Origin of the sequence: Cognatiyoonia sp., from assembly GCF_965661665.1 — a bacterium.
Classification (GTDB): domain Bacteria; phylum Pseudomonadota; class Alphaproteobacteria; order Rhodobacterales; family Rhodobacteraceae; genus Cognatiyoonia.
The window spans coordinates 57,635-78,563 of the sequence record NZ_CBFIEO010000011.1; the positions used below are offsets into that span (position 1 = coordinate 57,635).

General features: G+C 57.5%; 21 protein-coding genes. 6 read left to right on the top strand and 15 right to left on the bottom strand.

Annotated elements, in window-relative coordinates:
- Positions 1–15 precede the first annotated feature (15 nt).
- Complete coding sequence (locus ACTF5F_RS08855) at positions 16–1,548, top strand: ATP-dependent DNA helicase (protein ID WP_438956511.1); 1,533 nt, start codon at positions 16–18, stop codon at positions 1,546–1,548.
- Complete coding sequence (locus ACTF5F_RS08860; protein WP_438956512.1) at positions 1,545–2,273, top strand: SDR family oxidoreductase; 729 nt, start codon at positions 1,545–1,547, stop codon at positions 2,271–2,273. The genes ACTF5F_RS08855 and ACTF5F_RS08860 overlap by 4 nt, the downstream gene beginning before the upstream one ends.
- On the opposite strand, the gene ACTF5F_RS08865 is transcribed toward ACTF5F_RS08860, so the two are convergent.
- The 11 genes from ACTF5F_RS08865 to ACTF5F_RS08915 form a co-directional block, all read right to left on the bottom strand.
- A complete protein-coding gene (locus ACTF5F_RS08865) occupies positions 2,270–3,016 on the bottom strand; it encodes a TIGR02186 family protein (RefSeq protein ID WP_438956513.1) in 747 nt (248 codons plus the stop codon). The two genes, ACTF5F_RS08860 and ACTF5F_RS08865, sit on opposite strands and share 4 nt — an antisense overlap.
- On the bottom strand, positions 3,016–3,930 hold the full coding sequence (locus tag ACTF5F_RS08870) for a sulfite exporter TauE/SafE family protein (protein WP_438956551.1): 915 nt from the start codon (positions 3,928–3,930) through the stop codon (positions 3,016–3,018). The genes ACTF5F_RS08865 and ACTF5F_RS08870 overlap by 1 nt, the downstream gene beginning before the upstream one ends.
- A 146-nt stretch (positions 3,931–4,076) precedes the next feature.
- On the bottom strand, positions 4,077–5,045 hold the full coding sequence (locus ACTF5F_RS08875) for an ABC transporter permease (RefSeq protein WP_438956514.1): 969 nt from the start codon (positions 5,043–5,045) through the stop codon (positions 4,077–4,079).
- Between the two features lie 2 nt (positions 5,046–5,047).
- Positions 5,048–6,139, bottom strand: coding sequence for an ABC transporter permease (locus tag ACTF5F_RS08880; RefSeq protein ID WP_438956515.1), 1,092 nt, complete (start codon positions 6,137–6,139; stop codon positions 5,048–5,050).
- The gene (locus ACTF5F_RS08885) at positions 6,139–7,671 is read right to left on the bottom strand and encodes an ABC transporter ATP-binding protein (RefSeq protein WP_438956516.1); all 1,533 of its coding nucleotides are present in this window, start codon (positions 7,669–7,671) and stop codon (positions 6,139–6,141) included. The genes ACTF5F_RS08880 and ACTF5F_RS08885 overlap by 1 nt, the downstream gene beginning before the upstream one ends.
- Entirely contained in the window at positions 7,668–7,859 is a 192-nt protein-coding gene (locus tag ACTF5F_RS08890) for a hypothetical protein (RefSeq protein ID WP_438956517.1), read from the bottom strand. Before ACTF5F_RS08890 ends, ACTF5F_RS08885 begins: the two co-directional genes overlap by 4 nt.
- 75 nt (positions 7,860–7,934) lie before the next feature.
- On the bottom strand, positions 7,935–8,930 hold the full coding sequence (locus ACTF5F_RS08895) for a BMP family lipoprotein (protein ID WP_438956518.1): 996 nt from the start codon (positions 8,928–8,930) through the stop codon (positions 7,935–7,937).
- Between the two features lie 177 nt (positions 8,931–9,107).
- Positions 9,108–9,527, bottom strand: a complete 420-nt coding sequence (locus ACTF5F_RS08900) for a GNAT family N-acetyltransferase (RefSeq protein WP_438956519.1) — start codon at positions 9,525–9,527, stop codon at positions 9,108–9,110.
- Complete coding sequence (tsaB, locus tag ACTF5F_RS08905) at positions 9,524–10,186, bottom strand: tRNA (adenosine(37)-N6)-threonylcarbamoyltransferase complex dimerization subunit type 1 TsaB (protein ID WP_438956520.1); 663 nt, start codon at positions 10,184–10,186, stop codon at positions 9,524–9,526. Before tsaB ends, ACTF5F_RS08900 begins: the two co-directional genes overlap by 4 nt.
- Positions 10,176–10,739: a NifU family protein gene (locus ACTF5F_RS08910; protein WP_438956521.1), complete on the bottom strand. Its 564-nt coding sequence runs from the start codon at positions 10,737–10,739 to the stop codon at positions 10,176–10,178. Before ACTF5F_RS08910 ends, tsaB begins: the two co-directional genes overlap by 11 nt.
- A gap of 79 nt (positions 10,740–10,818) precedes the next feature.
- On the bottom strand, positions 10,819–11,274 hold the full coding sequence (locus ACTF5F_RS08915; protein ID WP_438956522.1) for a universal stress protein: 456 nt from the start codon (positions 11,272–11,274) through the stop codon (positions 10,819–10,821).
- 536 nt (positions 11,275–11,810) lie between these two features.
- Here ACTF5F_RS08915 and ACTF5F_RS08920 point away from each other — a divergent pair.
- Positions 11,811–12,008, top strand: coding sequence for a hypothetical protein (locus tag ACTF5F_RS08920; RefSeq protein WP_438956523.1), 198 nt, complete (start codon positions 11,811–11,813; stop codon positions 12,006–12,008).
- Positions 12,009–12,295: 287 nt separating this feature from the next.
- On the opposite strand, the gene trpS is transcribed toward ACTF5F_RS08920, so the two are convergent.
- Positions 12,296–13,312, bottom strand: coding sequence for a tryptophan--tRNA ligase (gene trpS / locus ACTF5F_RS08925; RefSeq protein ID WP_438956524.1), 1,017 nt, complete (start codon positions 13,310–13,312; stop codon positions 12,296–12,298).
- Between the two features lie 82 nt (positions 13,313–13,394).
- Between trpS and ACTF5F_RS08930 the strand changes: the two genes are divergently transcribed.
- Positions 13,395–14,072: a rhomboid family intramembrane serine protease gene (locus tag ACTF5F_RS08930; RefSeq protein WP_438956525.1), complete on the top strand. Its 678-nt coding sequence runs from the start codon at positions 13,395–13,397 to the stop codon at positions 14,070–14,072.
- Here ACTF5F_RS08930 and murJ read toward each other — a convergent pair.
- Genes murJ through ACTF5F_RS08945 form a run of 3 tightly spaced genes read right to left on the bottom strand, consistent with a single transcriptional unit; the run spans position 14,069 to position 19,549 of the window.
- Positions 14,069–15,604 (bottom strand): murein biosynthesis integral membrane protein MurJ, encoded by a 1,536-nt coding sequence (murJ, locus tag ACTF5F_RS08935; protein ID WP_438956526.1) that lies wholly within the window; start codon positions 15,602–15,604, stop codon positions 14,069–14,071. The two genes, ACTF5F_RS08930 and murJ, sit on opposite strands and share 4 nt — an antisense overlap.
- Positions 15,601–18,363 carry a [protein-PII] uridylyltransferase gene (locus ACTF5F_RS08940; protein ID WP_438956552.1) on the bottom strand — a complete coding sequence of 921 codons (2,763 nt, stop codon included), beginning with the start codon at positions 18,361–18,363 and terminating at the stop codon, positions 15,601–15,603. The genes murJ and ACTF5F_RS08940 overlap by 4 nt, the downstream gene beginning before the upstream one ends.
- 1 nt (position 18,364) lies before the next feature.
- A complete protein-coding gene (locus ACTF5F_RS08945) occupies positions 18,365–19,549 on the bottom strand; it encodes a penicillin-binding protein activator (RefSeq protein WP_438956527.1) in 1,185 nt (394 codons plus the stop codon).
- 109 nt (positions 19,550–19,658) lie between these two features.
- On the opposite strand from ACTF5F_RS08945, the gene rsmI reads away from it, so the two are divergent.
- On the top strand, positions 19,659–20,519 hold the full coding sequence (gene rsmI, locus ACTF5F_RS08950; protein WP_438956553.1) for a 16S rRNA (cytidine(1402)-2'-O)-methyltransferase: 861 nt from the start codon (positions 19,659–19,661) through the stop codon (positions 20,517–20,519).
- Entirely contained in the window at positions 20,516–20,872 is a 357-nt protein-coding gene (locus ACTF5F_RS08955) for a YraN family protein (protein ID WP_438956528.1), read from the top strand. Before rsmI ends, ACTF5F_RS08955 begins: the two co-directional genes overlap by 4 nt.
- Positions 20,873–20,929 lie beyond the last annotated feature (57 nt).

Below are 20,929 nucleotides of genomic sequence, written 5' to 3' on the forward strand. Positions count from 1 at the left end.
GGGTAACCTCCACCCATGTCGTTCCCTTCCCAAATCACGTTCTCGGACGATCAAGCTGCGGCTTGGGATGATATTGCAGCGATGCTGCGGCAATCGGGTGTTGAGTTGGACGACAGCCTTCTGATGCCGCCGAAATCTGACCGGTCTTCCGTTCTTGCGGTGGTGGGCAAGGCGGGGTCGGGCAAGACGCTGTTGCTTGCCAAACTCTACGAGGCGTTGGAGGAGGCGGGCGTCGATGTGATTTCGGGCGACTGGGAGGGGCGCAAGAAGAAAGACCGTCGGACGCTTGCGATTTTAGCACCCACCAACAAAGCAGCGAGTGTGTTGCGCACGCGCGGGGTGCCTGCGACGACGATCCACCGCATCCTCTACACCCCCGTTTATAGTCCAGAGTATGAAAAGATTGCCGAATGGCTTGTGGGGCAAGGCGACCGGCCGGAGATTGAGGGGCTGACGGATGTGGCCCTTGATCGGGCGCAAGCCTCCTACCTTCAGAACAAATCGATTCCAGCGGCGCTCGCTGCGGCGGGCTTGCGGGGCAGTGATTTCATCACCGGCTGGAAACGGCGGGAGGAACCACTGGATATCGGGTTCATCGATGAAAGTTCGATGCTGGATGAGAAGCAAGTCGAAGACCTGAAAGAGATTTTCCCAACGCTGTTGTTGTTCGGCGATCCGGCACAGTTGCCGCCCGTACAGACTAGTGGGGGCATGGTGTTTGAGACCTTGCCGGAGCAGCGGGTGTTGGAGTTGAACCGCGTGCATCGTCAGGATGCGGACAACCCAATCCTTGATTTGGCCCACGCCTTGGCTGACTCGCAGCTTGATTTCTACAGGTTTGAGCAGCTTGTGAAGGAGGCGGCAGAACGGGATGAACGGGTGGTTTTGGCGCAAAGGGTTGAAGCGGGTCTGATGGCACGGTCGCCCGCATTGGTCTGGCGTAATGCGACGCGCATCCGTCTGATCCATGCGTTCCGTGCGGCCTATGGCGCGCCGGGGGATGAGTTGTTGGAAGGGGAGCCGCTTATCTGCGACGGGATCGAGCTGCCCATGAAGCACCGCAAGAAGCGGCTTGATCTGGAGGCGCGGGGCCTCATCAAAGGCGCGCAAGTGATCTATCTAGGACCGGGGCGCAAGCCTGGGTTTTCGCGCCTGCATGTGATGGGGGCGGAGGACCCGCAAGTCAGCGCGGCCTCCATCGTGAAGATTGAACAAGAGGGCGATGAGGAGCCGTTTATCCCCTTTGCGGCAAAGATGGGGGCCACGTTCCTGCACGGGGCCGCGGTCACAATCCACAAGGCGCAAGGGTCGCAGTGGGACGCGGTGCAGGTCTTTGCCCCCGATATTTATGCGGCCAGCCGGATGGGGCGGAGGGAAGCAGGACAACCGCTTTGGAAGCGGCTCGCTTACGTCGCGATCACACGGGCGGAGACGCAGTTGCGGTGGGTGGTGCGCAATCGTCTTGGGCGGCCCGATAGTCCGTTGGTTGTGGATGATTTGAAGGCCCCAGCAGCGGCGTTGACGTTAACGGCGGAGGATGTGGAATGAAGACAATGATCGTCACAGGAGCTAGCGGCGGCATTGGACGTGCGGTGGCGGAGACGTGTTTGACCAAAGGCTGGACCGTCGGTCTGATCGCGCGGCGCCAAGCTGCATTGGAGGAGATTGCGACCAAGCATTCAGAGGCCGTTGTCCTCCCGGCGGATGTAACCGATGCGGCGGCGGTTGAGGCTGCTTTCGCAGTTTTCTTGGATCAGGCGGGTCGGTTGGATGTGCTTTTTAACAATGCAGGGATTTTCACGCCTTCTGCACTGATTGATGAGGTGTCTGTTGAGCATTGGCAGCAGGCCGTGGATGTGAACCTGACGAGCATGTTTCTGGCGGCACGCGCCGCCTTTGGCCAGATGCGCAGGCAAGACCCACAAGGGGGACGGATCATCAACAACGGCTCCGTCTCCGCCCATGTGCCGCGCGAAGGGTCGGTGACATATACCGCGACCAAACATGGGGTGACGGGGCTCACGCGGTCGATTTCGCTGGATGGACGTCCGTTCCACATCGCATGCGGTCAGATTGATATCGGCAATGCGGAGACGGATATGCTGCGCGATCTGGCGCAGCGTGCGAAGGCAAAGGGGGAGACCCCGCCGCCCATGATGGATGTGCAACTGGTGGCCGATGCGGTGTTGGCGATGGCCGAACTACCGCTCAACGCCAATGTGCAGTTTCAAACGCTGATGGCGACGCAGATGCCCTATATCGGGCGCGGCTAGCGTCGGGCGAGCGTGAAGACGGCAGAGGCGAGCCAGCCGGAGGCGATGGCAATTGCTAAGGACATCAGGCCGTACCAGAACGCATGTTCGCGTGAGAGGTTGTAGAGCCACCGCTCCAACCCAACTTTTTTGACGGGGATCACGTTTTCATAGCTGTCGATCACGGTGCCGTCGCGGGTGAGGTAGATTTGCGTGGCATAGGCGCCTTCGGTTAGGTTGGCAGGCATTTCGACAGAAGTGCTGAAAAGGGTGTCCTGTGACAGGCTGACCGCCCCCTCGTTCACTTGATAAAGGCTTTGGTCTTCGCGGATGCGCAGGAGCGCGGCAGAGAAGTTGCGGCTGTCGAGCACGTTGGTCCCGACTTGGCCGAGGGCTTGCGGAATTGTGATCTTGTGGCGCAGGTCTTCTGAAGCGCGCAGGACATCTTCCAACGGTCCGCTGCTGGCGACGGCATAGAAGGAGGGGGCCTCTGCAATCTCGACCTGATCAGTGTTGACCCAGATGCCGAACTTTTGCGCTTTGCGGCGGACGGTGACGTCTTGATCGGGGCCCGCGACAGTGATGATGACGCCCATCTCCCCCTCAGGTTCAGGCGCGTTGCGGCGGACGGCACCGAAGATTAGGATGTCTGATCCGTTGAAGGTCACGTTTATCGACACCTCATCCCGGCTGAGGTCGGACACGATGCTTTCCGCAGTGAGCGGTGTGGCAAGACACAGAAGGAGAGCAAGAAGCGCGCGCATCAGTGGGCCCCCGTTCCGAGCGAATACAGTTCCGCAGGTTCCAGAATAAGGTCCAGTGCCAGCTTTCCGCAGACGGTGATCACAAGCAACGCCAGAAGGATACGAAGCTGTTCGGCCTTCATCTTTACCCCTATTTGGGTTCCGATCTGTGCGCCTATGACGCCGCCCACCAGTAAGAGCACCGCCAGAACGATGTCGACCGTGTAGTTTGTGGTGGCGTGCAGCATGGTGGTGAAGCCGGTCACAAAGATGATCTGGAAGAGCGATGTGCCGACAACTACTTTGGTCGGCATGCCCAGCAAGTAGATCATTGCAGGCACAATGATAAAGCCGCCGCCGACGCCCATGATGGCGGCAAGGATGCCGACGCTTACGCCCACAAGGATGGGTGGGATGACCGAAATATAGAGGCCAGAAACCCGAAATTTTATTTTGAAGGGCAGGTTGTGGACCCATGTATGTTTGCGGCGTTTTGGGGTCGCGCCAGGTTTGCCCGACTGCCGGATCGCTTTCAGGCTTTCGACAAACATCAGGCTGCCAATGATGCCCAAGAACACAACATAGCAGAGGCGCACCAGCAGATCGACCTGACCGAGCGATTTGAGATAGTTGAAGACCAGCACGCCAAATGCCGCGCCTATGAGACCGCCGATGAGCAGGACCGATCCCATTTTGAGGTCCACGGTTTTGCGTTTGAGGTGTGCCAAGACGCCGGAGAAGGAGGAGGCGACGATCTGGTTGGCTTCAGTGGCGACGGCGACCGCTGGCGGGATGCCAATGAAGAACAGAAGCGGCGTCATCAGAAAGCCGCCGCCAACGCCAAACATGCCCGACAAAATGCCGACCATCCCGCCCAGCCCAAAGAGCAGGAAGGCATTTACCGAAACCTCGGCAATGGGAAGGTAGATTTGCATGGGCGTGTCCTGCAGGGTCAGATGCTGCTGATGCCCGCTAACAGCACCTTTCATGGGGTCATGTCAAACCCCTCGGCCCAGATTTTTCTGCACCTGCAGTATTTCCCTGCCCGTTGGATGGACCGAGCGGGGGAAACTGGACTGAACTATCGCTCTTTCACGTAGGGCTCGCCACCGGCACGGGGTGGGATCGCCTTGCCCACAAAACCTGCAAGGATCACGACGGTGAGGATGTAGGGTAGCGCGTCGAGCAGTTGACCGTTCACTTTGAAACCAAGGGTGTTTTCCAAAAGGTCTGGGCGCAGGGCGAGGGCTTGCAGGAAGCCAAAAAGTAGCGTGGCATAAAGCGCATACCACGGCCGCCATTTGGCAAAGATCAGGGCGGCGAGTGCGATAAAGCCGCGTCCGGCGCTCATGTCCTTGGTGAAGCCCGCTTGCAGAGCGGTGGAGAGGTATGCCCCCGCCAACCCACAAAGGATGCCGCAGATGATCACGGCGGCGTAGCGCAGTTGGACGACGGAGACACCAGCAGTATCGACCGATGCAGGGTTCTCCCCCACGGCGCGGAGGCGTAGACCAAACCGTGTGCGGTAGAGCACCCACCATGTGAACGGCACTAGCAGGAAAGCGACGTAGACAAGGATCGAATGGCCTGAGATGAGCTCGCGGTAAATCAGCCCAAAGAGCGGCACGTTTTGCAATGTATCGGCGAGAGGAAGGGTGATTGGTTCGAAGCGGCCTGCACCTTGCAGAGTTGGGGTTCTGCCGCCTTGAGCGAACCAGCTTTGCGCGACAACGACGGTAAGGCCTGCCGCAAGGAAGTTGATCGCGACGCCGGAAATCAACTGATTGCCGCGGAAGGTGATGGAGGCAACGCCGTGGATCGCGGACAAAAGCAGCGACGCCCCGATGCCTGCCAAAAGACCGACCCACGCGCTGCCGGAGGTGTAGGCAACAGCGGCGGCCATGAAAGCGGCGGCGAGCATTTTCCCTTCGAGCCCGATGTCGAAGATACCAGCGCGTTCTGAGTAGAGCCCCGCAAGGCAAGCCAGTAAAAGTGGGATCGCCAGACGGACGGAAGAGTCGAGGATTTGGAGGATAGTGAGCAGATCCATGATTACGCCCCCTTCCGTACGGCAAGGAAAATGTGCTCAAGCGGCATCCTGACCATGTTGTCCAAAGCCCCAGTGAAAAGGATCACCAGCGCTTGGATCACAACGATGAGTTCGCGTGGGATCGACGTCCAAAGCGCAAGCTCCGCCCCGCCTTGGTAAAGGAACCCGAAAAGGAGCGCGGCGAGGAAGACACCGAACGGGTGGCTGCGGCCCATCAAGGCGACAGCGATGCCGATGAAGCCCGCGCCTTCGACAGCGTTGAGGACGAGCCGTTCTGCTTCGCCCATGACGTTGTTGATGGCCATCATGCCTGCCAATGCGCCGGAGATCAGCATGGCGATCATGATGATTTTGGTTGGTCTGATGCCCGCGTATTTCGCAGCGCTTTCCGAATGCCCAAATGAGCGGATTTCATAGCCGAGGCGGGTGCGCCAGATGAGGAACCACAGGGCGAAGCAGGCGGCGACGGCGACAAAGAAGCTGATGTTCGCGGGTGCGCCGCGGAACAGTGGTGTTTCGGCGGTAGAGAACATGTCCTGGAACGATGGAAGGTGGGTCGCCTCTGGGAATTTTCCCGTGGCAGGTTCCATTGAACCCGTTGGTTTCAGGGCGCCGATCAGCAGGAAGTTCAATAATGCCGAAGCGATGAAGTTGAACATGATCGTGGTAATCACGATGTGGCTGCCGCGTTTGGCTTGCAATAAGGCCGGGATCGTCGCCCAAGCCGCGCCGAACAGGGCCGCAGATACGGTCGCACCCAGCAAGGCGAGGGACCAATGCGGCCACGGCAGATAGATACAGACGAGCGCGACGCCCAATCCCCCAAGCATCGCCTGACCTTCGCCGCCAATATTGAACATGCGCGCGTGGAAGGCGATGGCGACTGCGAGGCCCGTGAAGATGAAGTTCGTGGCGTAGTACAAGGTGTAGCCCCAGCCGTAGGTGCTGCCCAAAGCCCCATCGATCATTAGCATCAACGCGGCCCAAGGGTTTTCTCCAATGGCGAGGATCACAATCGCAGACAGAATCGCCGCCAGCAAAAGACTGATCAGAGGGACGAGGACGACCTCCGCCCATTTTGGCATCACATCCATTATGCGGCCCCCTTGGTCATTCCGGCCATCAAGAGACCAAGTTCTTTTTCGTCCGTTTCATCGGGCAAGCGTTCACCCATGATCCGGCCATCGAACATCACAGCGATGCGGTCGGAGAGGGAGAGGATTTCTTCTAACTCGACCGAGACAAGCAAGATCGCTTTGCCTTGGTCGCGGAGGGCGACGATTTGTTGGTGGATGAACTCAATCGCGCCGATGTCGACGCCACGTGTCGGCTGACCAACGAGGAGGAGGTCGGGGTTCCGTTCAATCTCACGCGCCAGAACGATTTTCTGTTGGTTGCCGCCGGAAAAGCTTTTCGCGGCCAGTCGTGGGTTGGGCGGGCGCACGTCGAAGCGGGCCATTTTTTCTTCGGTATCCGCGCGGATGGCAGCGTTTTCCATACGGATGCCTTTGTTGTAACGGGCGTCATGATGATAGCCGAATGCCACGTTTTCCCACGCCATGAAGTCCATAATCAGACCTTCGGACTGGCGATCCTCTGGCACGTGAGAGATGCCGCGCTCGCGGCGGCTGCGGCCATCTGATTTGGAGCCTGTGAGGTCAATTTCTTGACCGTTGACCTTGATGGAGCCTGTGGCCTTTTCATAGCCGCCAAGCACTTCGAGCAGTTCGGATTGCCCGTTGCCTGCGACGCCTGCGATGCCAAGGATTTCGCCTGCTTTGACGTCAAAACTGACGTCTTTGACGCGATGGACACCCTTTTCGTCAGTAACGTTAAGGTTCTGAACTTCCAGAATTTTCTGACCTACTTCCGCTGGTTTCTTTTCCACGCGGAGGAGGACTTTGCGCCCAACCATAAGCTCCGCCAGTTCGGGGGGTGACGTCTCCGACGTCTTCACGGTCGCCGTCATTTCACCACGTCTCATGACCGACACCGTATCCGTGGCATCCATAATCTCCCGCAGTTTGTGGGTGATCAGGATGATGGTTTTGCCTTCTTCCTTGAGCCGCTCAAGGATGCGAAAAAGCTGATCGGCTTCGGCGGGTGTCAGAACGCCCGTTGGTTCGTCAAGGATCAGGATGTCAGCCTGACGATAGAGCGCTTTGAGGATTTCGACGCGCTGCTGCATCCCGACACCGATGTCTTCGATCAGTGCGTCTGGGTCGACATTCAGTTCGTATTCCTGCGCCAGTGCTTTCAGTTCACGGCGGGCTTTGGCCAGCGACGGCCGTAGCATTGCCCCGTCTTCCGCGCCGAGCACGACGTTTTCAAGCACTGTGAAATTTTCGACCAGTTTGAAGTGCTGGAACACCATTCCGATGCCCGCAGCGATGGCGGCTTGGCTGTCGGAAATTGTGGTTTTCTGGCTGCCGATAAAGATCTCACCGGCATCAGCCTTATAGAATCCGTACAAAATCGACATGAGGGTCGATTTGCCCGCGCCGTTTTCGCCGATGATCCCGTGGATCGTACCGGGCATGACGCGGATGGAGATATCTTTGTTGGCTTGAACAGGTCCGAAGGCTTTGGAAATGCCTTTGAGCTCAATCGCTGGTGCAGTCGTCATTCTGGTGCTCCGGTCCCGACAAAGCCGACCATGGGGTTGATCTTATCTCCGTCGAGGTCAACGAAATACTGGCCTTGTTGGACCATCTCTTTGCCGTCGGTGGCGTAGGCCGATGCGTTGGCTGCGGCACGATCGACGTCGCTGTCCATGTCCCATGCGGAAAAGAAGGTGTCTAGAGAATTTGCCATCAAAGCCCCCCGGAATTGAGCAGGGCCGCGCCAATGGATGACGCGGCCCTGCGATTTTGGCCTAAGCGGTCGGTCTTAGAAGTCGAGCGCTGGACAAGTTTCGTCGCTTGAGTAGTCGTGAACGTCCAGCTCACCCGTTGCGATCTTGACGGCAGCGGCATCGACCATCTGCGCCATTTCAGCTGTGATGAGCTCAGCGTTGAATTCGTCCAGCGCGTAGCCGACGCCTTCGTTCGCGAGACCCATTGCGTTGAAGCCAGTTTCAACGTCTGCACCGGCGGAGAACGCCTCATAAACAGCGTTGTCGACGCGCTTCAGCATGGACGTCAGAACCTGACCTGGGTGCAGGTAGTTCTGGTTTGCGTCAACACCGATGGACAGGATGTTATTGTCGGCTGCTGTTTGTAGAACGCCAACGCCTGTGCCGCCAGCCGCTGCGAAGACAACGTCAGAGCCTTGACTGATCTGTGCCAGTGTCAGCTCGGACCCCTTCACTGGGTCGTTCCATGCCGCTGGTGTTGTGCCTGTCATGTTGGCCACAACGGTTGCATCTGCGTTCACAGCCTTCACACCCTGTGCGTAGCCACACGCGAACTTGCGGATCAGTGGGATGTCCATGCCGCCGACGAAGGACACTGTGCCGGACTCGGACGCCATTGCAGCGAGCATACCGACGAGGTAGGAGCCTTCATGCTCGTTGAACACAACGGAGCGGACGTTTGGCTGATCGACAACCATGTCGATAATGACGAACTTTGTGTCTGGGTAGTCAGCAGCAACTTCGTTCAGGGCTGTTGCGAAAGCAAAGCCAGCCATGACGATTGGGTTTGCGCCGGACTCAGCGAAGCGGCGGAGCGCTTGCTCACGCTGTGCGTCGGACTGCAGTTCTACTTCGGCGAAAGAACCACCGGTTTCTTCAGCCCAGCGCTGTGCGCCGTTGAATGCGGATTCGTTGAAGGATTTGTCGAACTTACCACCAAGATCGAACACGATTGCCGGGTCGGCCATCGTTGCGCCCGCTGTCAGGGCAACTGCGGCGGACGCGCTCAGCATTTTTTTGATCAATGTCATTGAACTCTCCCAAGTCAATTGTTGGGCTGAACACCTACGATCTGTGACAGCCCCCCAGGTACAAATGGGCCTTTCAACCCACATTATGTATAGATAAGGCAACGCGGCGCGGCGGGGGTCAACTGCTTTTTGGGATGCAGTGAGGGTAACAGGGAGTTTTCCACAGGAAATGCGCGCTTAGCGGGCGTTGAGCTTCTTTTCGTAAATCTCAGCATCGAAAGCGGGGCTATCTGAACGGTGGTAATAGCCTGATCGGGTGGCGATTTTTGCGAATCCCAGTTGGGTGTAGAGCGTGACGGCGGGCTGATTGTCAGCGGCAACTTCGAGGAAGATGCGAGTGACTGAGCGTTCTGTAAGTTGCCGTTCCAATTCAGCAAAGTTCGCTTGGGTGCGGCCTTGGCGCTGGTTCTCTGGGTGGGTGGCGACAGTCAGAATTTCGGCCTCATCCAGCACGATTGAGGCGATGATGAAGGATGCCGCGTTGCCGATCAGGAGCGTGGTGTCTTGGGCGAGGAGCTGTGTTAATTCCGCCGCGCTCCAGCCCCGCGCATTCTGGAAGGCGGCGGCATGGGTCGCGGCGAGGTCTTCGGCGCTCATCCGATGACGGTCGGAGGTTTGTCGCGCGACGGTGCCGCGTCTGCGGCGCGGATGTAGAGCGGGGCAGGGCGCGTCGGTATGTTGTCGATCTGAGATGCGGCGATCCCAATGATGCTTTCGATCAGCGATTGGCGGAGAGTTGTCACTGGCCATCCTGTCAGATCAGCGATTTGGGTGGAGACACCCCCGATCACGGCTGGCGTTTCAAGTGGGCTGAGTTGCAGCAAGTCGGCTTGTGTTAGGTCACAAAGCGTCGGTCCTGACGATGTTTTACCGTCTTTGAAAAGCTGCGCGTATGCACGGTCGCGGCGTGCGTCGAGGCAGCTGAGAATGGTGCCTTCTTGTCCATGCGCTTGCGCTTCGAGTGTTGAGACGCCGATGGTGGGTTTACTAAGGCCCAGAGCCAGACCGCGGGCTGCGGAGACTGAGATGCGGATGCCAGTGAAGTTACCTGGCCCAATGCCAACGCCGATTGCATCCAGATCGGCCCATGAGAGGGAGGCGTCTTTGAGCATGTCTTCTAGCATGGGCATCAAGTGTTCGGCTTGTCCCCGTACCATTTCATCGACGCGGCTGGTGATGTGACCGTTACATAGTAAAGCGGCGGCGCAATGCGCCGCCGATGTGTCAAATGCCAAGATCGTTGGGTTAGGCGGCAACTGGGCGCACCTCTGTCACTTCGGGGATGTAGTGGCGCAGCAGGTTTTCGATGCCCATTTTCAATGTCAGGGTTGAAGATGGACAGCCCGCGCAGGCGCCTTGCATGTGCAGGTAAACCACGCCTCGCTCAAACCCGTGGAATGTGATGTCGCCACCGTCTTGTGCCACTGCTGGACGCACGCGGGTGTCGAGGAGCTCTTTGATCTGCGTGACGATCTCAGCGTCTTCGCCGGAATGCTCCGCATGGCCGCTGACTGGCTTGTGATCTGCCGCCATAACTGGTGCGCCGGATTGATAGTGCTCCATAATCGCGCCAAGCAGGGCCGGTTTGATGTGGTCCCATTCGACGTTGTTGGCCTTGGTAATGGTAACGAAATCAATTCCAAAGAACACCGCTTCGACGCCGTCAACACCGAATAGGCGCTGGGCGAGGGGGGAACTTTCGGCCGCTTCAACGGTTGGGAAATCCGCGGTTCCGATCTCCAACACGTTTTCGCCTGGAAGGAACTTCAAGGTTGCTGGGTTTGGGGTGGATTCTGTCTGAATGAACATCGCAGGTGCCTCCAAATTCATTTAATAAATGAGGGTTTGACGCAGTGATGTCAAGGTTTAGAACGGTTCTAATCTGGTTCTAAACGATGGCCTCGATACGTTCTTTGGAAAGGTCACCTGGAACCATAGTAATGGGGAGGGGCAGCGTGCCTGCCTGACGGCTGAGACTGCTGACCAATGGACCTGGCCCTTTGCTATCGGTGCCTGCGCCCAGAACGAGTGCTGCGATGTCGGGATCGTCAGCCACTTGGCCAAGGATTTCCTGCACTGCTTCACCTTCTCGGATCACAAGTTCTGGATGCACATTCTGTTTGTCACGCATCCATTTTGCAAAAACCTCAAAATGTACTTCGATCCGTTCGCGAGCCTCTTCGCGCATGATGTTCCCAACGCCAATCCAGTGATTGAACTCTTCCGGCGGGATCACAGCGAGGACGGTGACGCCACCGCTTGTTCGTGCGGCGCACATGGCGGCATAGCGCATGGCGTTGAGGCATTCTTTGCTGTCATCCAGAACGACCATGAATTTACGCATTTGTGTTGATTTCCTTGGTGTGCACGGCTGATCCGATAGTGACGGATGCCAAAGGTAAGAGCAACACCGAACGCGGGTTACGGCGAAGTCACTGGACCGCGCTTTGCGGTCCGTGCGATGCAAGGCGTGATGGTGACGGTTGGTGGTGTGACTTGAAACGAAGACAGCTTCTAGTGTTGGGCGGGTTGGCAGCGTTTGTCGTTGGCTGGCGCGCGATCCCTGCTGTCTTTAACAGGCTGTCGTCAGGGTTTGATTTTGAAGAACTCGATACCCCAAGGGATTCCGCACTTTCGCCGGTGGAGAAGAGTCCGCGCCAATTGACGTGTTTGCAGGGCTAGACACGGGGCCAACGCCCGATTTGACGGCTGCGCGGGCAGCAGTGGATGCCGATATCACTTCGCAATTGTTCTATGCAAAGACAGATGAGGATGCGGTGCAAGTTGCCTATTTCTCCGACTTCTACTGCCCGATCTGTCGCGTGATCAGCAGTGAACTGATCGAGGTGATGGTGGAGGAGCGGATTGAGGTCTCTTGGCATGGGACGCCGATCTTTGGGGGAGGCGTCAGAGCTTGCTGCGCGCGCAGCGATCGCGGCGGGGGCGCAAGGGGCCTATGTCACGTTCCACGATCTGCTGGTGTCGCGGCCGGTGGTGGTGAGCGTGCCGTACCTTCAAGGATTGGCGGGGGAGTTGGGGCTGGACGTGGCGCAGTTCACGGCCGATCTTATCATCTGATAAGACACAGGCCGTAATGAACCGTGCGGCGGCTCTGGCGGAGGTGTTTCGATTTATCGGGACGCCTTCGATGGTCGTTGAGTGCACGGTGTTTCAGGGCCGGATTTCGAAAACAAATCTTCGGCAATTGATTGCGATTGAGCGGGGCTGATCGCCACCGTAAGTGATAGCGCCCGGTCCTTAAAAAACCGGGCGCACTGCTTGGGCTGCAAAGATGGGACGCAACCGGCCATGCCGGGGAACATGGTAATGCTGCGATACGGCGCCAGCGATTCAGTTTTATGACACTAGCTGCGCAGGAACCCGACGATATCGTAGGCTTGCTGCAAGATCGGCTCCGCAATTTCGCGGGCTTTGTATGCGCCATCGCCAAGGATGCGGTCAATCTCTGCCGGGTCGTTCATCAGACGACACATTTCGTCGGAAATGGGCGCAAGTTTCGCGACAGCGAGGTCTGCCAAAGCAGGCTTAAATGTGCCCCAGCCAGCGCCTGCATATTCAGCGATCACGGCCTCCGGCGTTGTATCGTTCAGTGCAGAGTAAATATCTACGAGGTTCCGCGCCTCTGGCCGATCTTTTAAACCGTCCAGTGTTTCCGGAAGCGGCTCAGGATCGGTTTTTGCCTTTTTGAACTTCTTGGCGATCTTGTCGGCGTCATCGAGCATGTTCACACGCTCCATATCGCTTTCACCTGACTTCGACATCTTCTTGGTCCCGTCGCGCAGGTTCATTACACGCGTGGCGGGGCCTTCGATCACGGGTTCTGTCAGCGGGAAGAAGTCAGTCTTGAAGTCGTGGTTGAACTTTGACGCGATGTCGCGGGTCAGTTCAACGTGCTGCTTCTGGTCCTCGCCCACTGGCACGTGTGTCGCGTGATAGAGCAGAATGTCTGCTGCCATCAGCGATGGGTAAGCGTAAAGTCCCAGCGACACTTTCTCTGCGTTGCTGCCTGCTTTGTCTTTGAACTGGGTCATGCGGTTCATCCAACCGACGCGCGCGACGCAGTTGAAGAGCCAGCAAAGCTCCACATGAGCGGAGACTTGCGATTGGTTGAAAAGAATCGACTTTGTCGGGTCGATGCCGGAGGCGAGCAAGCCCGCTGCGATTTCACGGGTGCCATCGCGCAGCTCTGCTGGATCCTGCCAAACGGTGATGGCGTGGAGGTCAACGACGCAATAAATCGTCTCCATCTCGCCCTGCATGTCAGCCCAGCGCTTGATCGCACCAAGGTAGTTGCCAAGCTGCAAACCACCGGAAGGTTTGATGCCGGAAAAGACACGGGGTGTGAATGTGGACTGGGTCATGTGTGTTGAACCGGGCTAGCATTATCAGAAAACGTCGCTTACCCATGCCAGAGCGTTTGGTCAATAACAACAGGACAGACCGATGGAGCAGTTTGAACCGCCCGTGAACCCCCTTCCGCCAGTGGCGATTGCATTGGCGCTTTTGGTTTTTGGGGTAGAGCTGATTTTCAGCGCGGGGGAGACGGGGTTTGTTGGCGGGCCGGGGGCGGTTGGCTGGCGACTCAATGCGCTCAATGACTTTGGGTTCACGACGCTGGTTTGGGATTTCATTGTGGAGCGCGGGGATTACAGCCTCGATGTTCTGCGCCGTTTCGTGACCTATCCGTTTGTGAGCGGGAGCTTTACCTCCGCCTTGTTCGGTGGGGCATTAATCTTGGCGTTGGGCAAGTTTGTGGGCGAAATTTTTGGCAATGTGCCGACGCTCATCGTGTTTGTTGTGGCGACCGTCTTTGGCGCGTTCGCCTTTGGCCTGTTGATTGGCGGGCAGTACCCGCTTTATGGCGCGTTCACGCCTGTTTACGGGCTGATCGGTGCTTACACCTATGTGATCTTCACACGGCTGGGGTCGGTGGGGGGCAACCAGCTTCAAGCGTTCCGGTTGATTGCAGTGCTGCTGGCGATCCAGTTGGTGTTTGGTCTGATCTTCGGTGACAACAAGATGTGGGTTGCAGAATTGGCGGGCTTTATCGCGGGGTTCTGCTTGTCGATCCTTGCCGCGCCTGGCGGCTGGTCTGCGTTCTTGGCGCGGATGCGGGGTTAGCTGCGCAGCGCGCGGAGAAACTCACCCAGTTGGAAGGCCCCGATGAGGTGGCCAATGCCGAAATAGCTGACGATGCCAGCGACGACTAAGGCCGCAACGCCAAGCACGCTTGGAGTGCCAAGCGCGGCGCTGAGGCCAAGCAGCACGATCCCCATTCCGAGCGAGGCCGCGACGATCAGCCAGATGCGGCGTTTGAAACAGTCGTCAAACTGCGCCGACGGTCCCATCCCTCGTGATCCCCGCCAAAGAAGGGCTACCATGGCCCAGCCCGTGGCTGTAGTGCCGATAGCGGCGGCAATATAGCCGATAACTGGGGCTAGGCCGACGGCGATGACAGCATTCAGGATCATGGCGACGACCGCGTATTGGAAGGGACGCTTCGTATCTTCTCGCGCGAAAAAGAGCGGTTGGAGCGTCTTTTGCATGACAAAGGCAGGAAGGCCCAAACCATAGACAGCCACGGCCAATGCGGTGGCTTGCGTGTCGGCGGTGTTGAACGCCCCACGTTCGAAAAGGACAGCAACCAGCGGGATTGGGATCACGATGAGCGCGACAGCGGCAGGAATGGTCAAGGCGAGGCTGACCTCACAGGCGCGGTTAAAGGCATCCTGACTGCCTGCTTCGTCACCCGCTTGCAGGCTTCGGGATAGGTGTGGGAGCAGGACCACGCCGATGGCAATACCGACAACGCCCAGTGGCAGTTGGTAAAGACGGTCGGCGTAGCTGAGCCATGCAATCGCGCCGTCAAAGAAGCTGGCCACTTGCCGTCCGACGAGCAAATTGATTTGCACCACACCGCCTGCCAGTGCGGCGGGCAGCGCGATGATGGCGAGGCGTTTGAGTTCTGGTGTCAGACGCGGGCGGGAGATATTCAGTTGATACCCTGCGTTTTTGGCCGCAAACCAAACCAGTGTGAGTTGCGCGATACCAGCGATCGGGACAGCGGCGGCGAGCGCGAAGCCCACATCGCCCGCGACTGGGTCAGGTTCCGCCAGATAAACATACGCGATTGCTGCCACGAAGATGATATTGAGCAAAACAGGTGCGGCGGCGGCGGCGGTGAAGCGCCCCACGGCGTTCAACACGCCCGACAGCAAAGCCGCGAACGAGATAAATAGGATATATGGGAAGGCAAAGCGACCGTAGAGCACTGCCAGATCAAACCGCTCATCCCCGCGAAAACCAGACGCCATCAGCATCACTAACACTGGCATGAAAATCATCCCAATGATCGTGAAGGCAGTCAGTACAAAGCCAAGTCCGACAAAGGCGTCTTGCGCAAAGCGGTGTGGGTCATCCCCGCCTTCGACTTTTTTGGAAAACATCGGCACGAAGGCCATGTTGAACGCCCCTTCCGCAAAGAAGCGGCGGAATAGGTTGGGGAGCGAGAAGGCGATAAGGAAGGCTTCTGCAACGGGTCCCGTGCCAAGCGTTGCGGCGATCAGGATGTCGCGGACAAAGCCAAGGATACGGCTGAGCATCGTCCAAATACCGACGGTGAAAAAGCCAGCCATGAGGCGGATCGGCTTCATGCGGTCGCCCGTTCAAACCCTTGCGTGATCGCGTCACGCAGCTTGGTTTCAAGCGCTTTGCGCTTGGCCTCCGAATGGAATTTCAAGCCCACCATGTCTTTGACGTAGAATGTATCAACCACTTGCTCACCATATGTCGCGATGACGGCTGAGGCGATATAGACGTGGTTATGTGCAAGCGTTCGGGTCAAATCGAACAGAAGTCCGGGCCGGTCGCGGGTGTCGACCTCGATGATGGTGTAAATTTCGGAACCGTCATTGTCAAAGGTGATGTTGGTGGGCACTTTGAAGGCGCGTTCGCGTTTCTTGATCTTGTCACGGTCTTTCAGGGCATCGCGGGCGACGACCTGACCTTTGAGCGTTTTCTCGATCATCGTGCGCAGTCGCGGCAGGCGTGCGGCTTCGTAAGGAGAGCCGTCGGCGTCTTGGATCCAGAACACCGCTGTCGCGTAGCCGTCCTTTGACGTGTAGGTCCGTGCATCAACGATGTTGGCCCCTACAAGCGCAAGTGCGCCAGTCATGCGGCTGAAAAGGCCAGGGTGGTCGACCATTGCAAAGCAGGCGCGGGTCGCGTCGCGGTCTTCATCGAGCTTCAGATCAATACTGATTTCCGCATCGTTGAGGTCACGCAGCAGGTTGGCAAAAATGACATGCGTGGCGGGGGGGAGACCCTGCCAGTACGGGCCATAATGGCGTCCCACTTCCGCACGCAGCGCTTTGCTGTCCCAATCGGCGAGCGAGGCGCGCAGGGCGCGTTTCGCTTCCGCCTCACGGCTTTCGCGGTTGATGTCTTCGAGCCCGTTTTCAAGCGCGTCTGTGGTAGCTTTGTAAAGGTTGCGGATCAGGACCGCTTTCCAGTTGTTCCACGTGTCAGGGCCTACGCCGCGAATATCGCAGACGGTGAGAACCGTCAGCAAATCGAGCCGTTCAACTGATTTCACGGCATTCGCGAAACCGCGTACCGTGCGCGGTTCAGAAATGTCGCGTTTCTGGGCCACGTCGGACATTAGAAGGTGATAACGGATCAGCCATTCGACCGTTTCGCATTCCTTTTTGTTAAGCCCCAAACGCGGGGCTACCCTTCGGGCGATTTGTGCGCCGAGGATGGAGTGGTCTTCACCCCGACCTTTGCCGATGTCATGCAGAAGCAGCGCCACGTAGAGCACCTTGCGATTGATGCCCTTTTTCAAGATGCTTGAAGCAATGGGCAGTTCTTCGGTCAGTTCCCCATGCTCGATCGCGCTCAAGACGCTGATACATTGAATGATGTGCTCATCCACCGTGTAATGGTGATACATATTAAACTGCATCATCGCGACGATGGGCGCAAACTCTGGCATGAAGGCCGCGAGGACACCCAGTTCATTCATCCGCCGCAGGCCGCGCTCTGGATTGCCGTGCTTGAGCATCAGATCGAGGAAGATCTTGTTGGCTTCTTTGTCCTTGCGCAAATCGTCATCAATCAGATGCAAATTGGCCGCAACCAATCGCATCGCATCGGGATGGATCAACGTGCCTGTGCGCAACGCTTCTTCAAACAACCGCAGAAGGTTCAGTTTAATGGAAAGGAATTCTTCCCTCTTCGCAATCGTGAGCCGGTTGTGTTTGATCGCATAAGGGGGTTTGGCTGTTTTGCGACGGGTGAAGAGCCGCTCAAGCATGGGGGCGGACTTCTTCTGTGCGTCTTCTTGGGCGGTCAGGAAGATGCGTGTCAACTCGCCCACGCGGGTGGCATGGCGGAAATAATCCTGCATGAAATGTTCGACGGCGCGCCTTCCGGCCCTATCAGAATACCCCATCGCCTCTGCCACCGCGACTTGCATGTCGAAGGTCAACTGATCCGCCGCGCGACCGGCAATGAGGTGAAGATGACAGCGCACAGCCCAAAGGAAGTTGTGTGCGTCTTGGAAGGTGTTAAACTCTTCGCGCGAAAACACATCGAACTTCATCAGTTCGGAGGCGGTTTTGACGCGGTGGATGTATTTGTTGATCCAGTAAAGCGATTGCAGGTCTCTCAGGCCGCCTTTGCCCTCTTTCACATTCGGTTCGACAACGTAGCGCTGCCCGCCCTGTTTTCGGTGGCGTTCGGACCGTTCTTGTAGTTTGGCGTCGATGAATTCAGCGCTGGTGCTCCGGAAGAGATCGTTCCAAAGCGTTTTGCCAAGCGATTGGGCGAGGTTTTCGTCCCCAGTGATATAGCGGTATTCAACCAATGAGGTGCGGATGGTGAAGTCTTCTTTGGCTAGCCGCACGCAGTCTTTCACGGTTCGGCTTGCATGGCCGACTTTCAGCTTGAGATCCCAAAGGATGTAGAGGCTGCTTTCAATGACACTCTCGGCCCAAGGCGTGATCTTGTAGGGGGTCAGGAAGAGCAGATCGACGTCGGAGTAAGGCGCCATCTCTGCACGGCCATAGCCGCCGACAGCCAGAACGCTCAATCGCTCCCCGTCGGTGGGGTTTGGCAGGACATGAAGCTCTGATTTGACGGCCTCGATCACGGTCGCGACGAGGCAATCTGTCAGCCAACTGTACGCCGCTGACGCTGGAATGGCGTCGAGGGGTCGGGCTTTGAAAGCGCGTTCGATCGCCGCCCTTCCGGTCGCCTGCGTCTCATTGAGGACGCCGACAATTGCGGCCCGCTTGTCTTTGTCAATCGATTTGGCTTCAAGCGCTTTCGAAAGTTTCGCCCTGACGCTTGTCGCATCGAAGATGTCTTCGGCCGGGCAGATGGGCGCTGCCGAAGGCTGTGCTACGTTGATCTTAGGAGCCTGAGACGCCGAAGGAACGTGGAGCTGATTCAAGGATAAGCACCTGATTATTTTGGATCGTTGCGACCGCTAGTCCCCGTTCATTAAGCCCGTTGGGCAAGAAACGGAAGACACCATTTGTGCCCGTGAACCCTTGCGGCGTAGTCAATCCATTGCGGGTGAGCGCATCAGCTTCGCCCGTTGCGACCAATGCTCCGATCGCGGCGATGCCGTCATAGGCCAATCCAGCCAACGGATGTGGGGTGGCGTCATAGGTTGAGAAATAGCGGCTCTCAAAGCTAGCTGCGCGCGCCCGGTCCGGCACAGCGAACAGGCCACCTTGCAGGCTTGTGAGCTCAAGCGCTTGCGGCACGGAATCCCACCGTGTGAGGCCAATGTACTGCACGCGATCTGGGCCAAAGCCGTTGTCATCCAAGGCTGTTGCAATGATGGGGAGGTCAGCTGTCACACCGCCGGTCATGAATACCGCGTCTACGGCGCCGTTGCGCAGGGTCGAGGTGATCTGGCTGATGTTTGAGAAGATACCCTGTTGGGAAAGGGGGTAGCTTGCCACGCCTGCAACCTGCGCACCGTTCGCGCGCACGGCATTCGCGATGGCATCGCGGCCGGAGGCGCCAGGCACATCATCGCCATTAACGATACCAAATCGTGACAGCCCATTGCGTGATGCATAATTCACCAAGCGGTTTGCGGAGTTCTGGAATGTGGAGCCTAGAACAAAGACATTGCTGCCCGCGATCGTTGGGTTGTTGGAGAAGGTAAGGACGTTCACATTGTCACCCGCAACAGCTACACCCACCGCGTTTGCAGATTCAGCAAAGAGCGGGCCCAGAATGATCTTTGCGCCTTCATCAACGGCTGCACGCGCGACAGTGGCCGCCTGCTCGGGATTGCCCGCTGTGTTATAGACGCGCAGGTCAACATCAACGCCATTGAGATCTGCCATCGCCAAGCGAGCGGCATTCTCTAAATTGCTTGCAAGGAGCTGTTCCGATCCTTCACCTGAGCCACCCGGAACAAGAAGTGCGACTTGCACGGGGCGTGACGTGTCGATCCGTTGACCGGAGTTCGCATTTGGGTCGACCAAAACCGGCTGACATGCGGCGAGCAATGCAAAGGACAGAAAGACAAACAGCCTTGCGACCCAGCTACGGGTGGGGGAAGATGAATTAAACATACGGTCTTGATCCTCTGTCTTGAGCAGGGGTGCTGTGGGCAAGCCCTCTAATCTGCGCGCTCCCTGTGCGAATGCTCTAATAATAAGCCCGCTAGAGAGAGGGTCCATGATGAATTTTCGAAAAACGGCTCTTTCGGCGGGCTTATACTTTCTTGCAACGCCGATTGGATCGGCGCGGGATATTACGCTGCGGGCTTTGGATATTCTTGCATCGGCGGACATCTTGGCAGCGGAAGACACCCGCACAGCACGAAAACTTATGGAAATTCATGGGGTTCCGTTGAGAGAACGGCCGTTAATTGCTTTGCATGATCACAGCCAGACGAAAGTCATTGACCGTTTGGTGGCAGAGATCAGAGGGGGGAAATCTGTTGCATATTTCTCCGAAGCAGGCACGCCACTTGTTGCTGATCCGGGGTTTGAATTGGGCGCAGCAGTCGCAAAGGAAGGGTTGCAGGTGACGGCGGCACCCGGACCGTCGGCTGCTTTGGCGGCGCTCACGGTGTCCGGTTTGGCGAGCGATCGGTTTGCCTTCATCGGGTTTCTGCCATCGGGGCAACAGCAACGGCGGACGGCGATGGCAGAGTTGCGTGATCTGCCAATGACACTGATCTTTTTTGAATCGCCGAAGCGTGTTCGGGAAATGTTAAATGATTTGCGCGATGTTTTCGGAGGTGGTCGGGAAGCGGCGGTATGCCGCGAATTGACCAAGAAGTTTGAGGAGGTATCGCGCAATAATTTGGACGGTCTTTCAGCCGCGTTTGAAGGGCGGTCGGTCAAAGGGGAATGTGTTGTTGTGGTTGGTCGCGACGGCGCAGTTTTGGTGTCGGACGATGATATCGACGCGGCATTGGCGCAGGCTTTGGATACGATGCGTGTGAAAGACGCGGCAACAACCGTGGCAGGTGCGCTGGGATTGCCAAGAAAACAAGTCTACCAGCGCGCGCTGGAATTGAAGGAAAAAGAGTGACGGGATCAGTTGGATATCACGCGGGTCGTATGGCGAAAGCCATCGTATCCCAACGATATGTTAATGCCAGTTATAGTGTGTCAGCGCAGCGTTGGCGTGGATCAGGTGGGGAGATTGACCTCATTGTCGAAGCTGAGGGCTGCACTGTTTTTGTCGAAGTGAAGAAAAGCAAAACCCACGCTGCGGCAGCTTGGCGTCTCGGGCGCCGTCAGCAGCAGCGGTTTCTGCAAACTGCGGAAGAGTTCTTGGCCCGATCACTAACCGGTTTGGATACTGAGTGCCGTTTTGATTTGGCACTGGTCGATGGTGTTGGTGATGTGAGCCTCCTTGAAAATGTCCTGGGCAACGGCTGACCTGACCCATTGATCTGACCGCCCCGCTACGCCATGTAACAAGGACGCGAGTCAGTC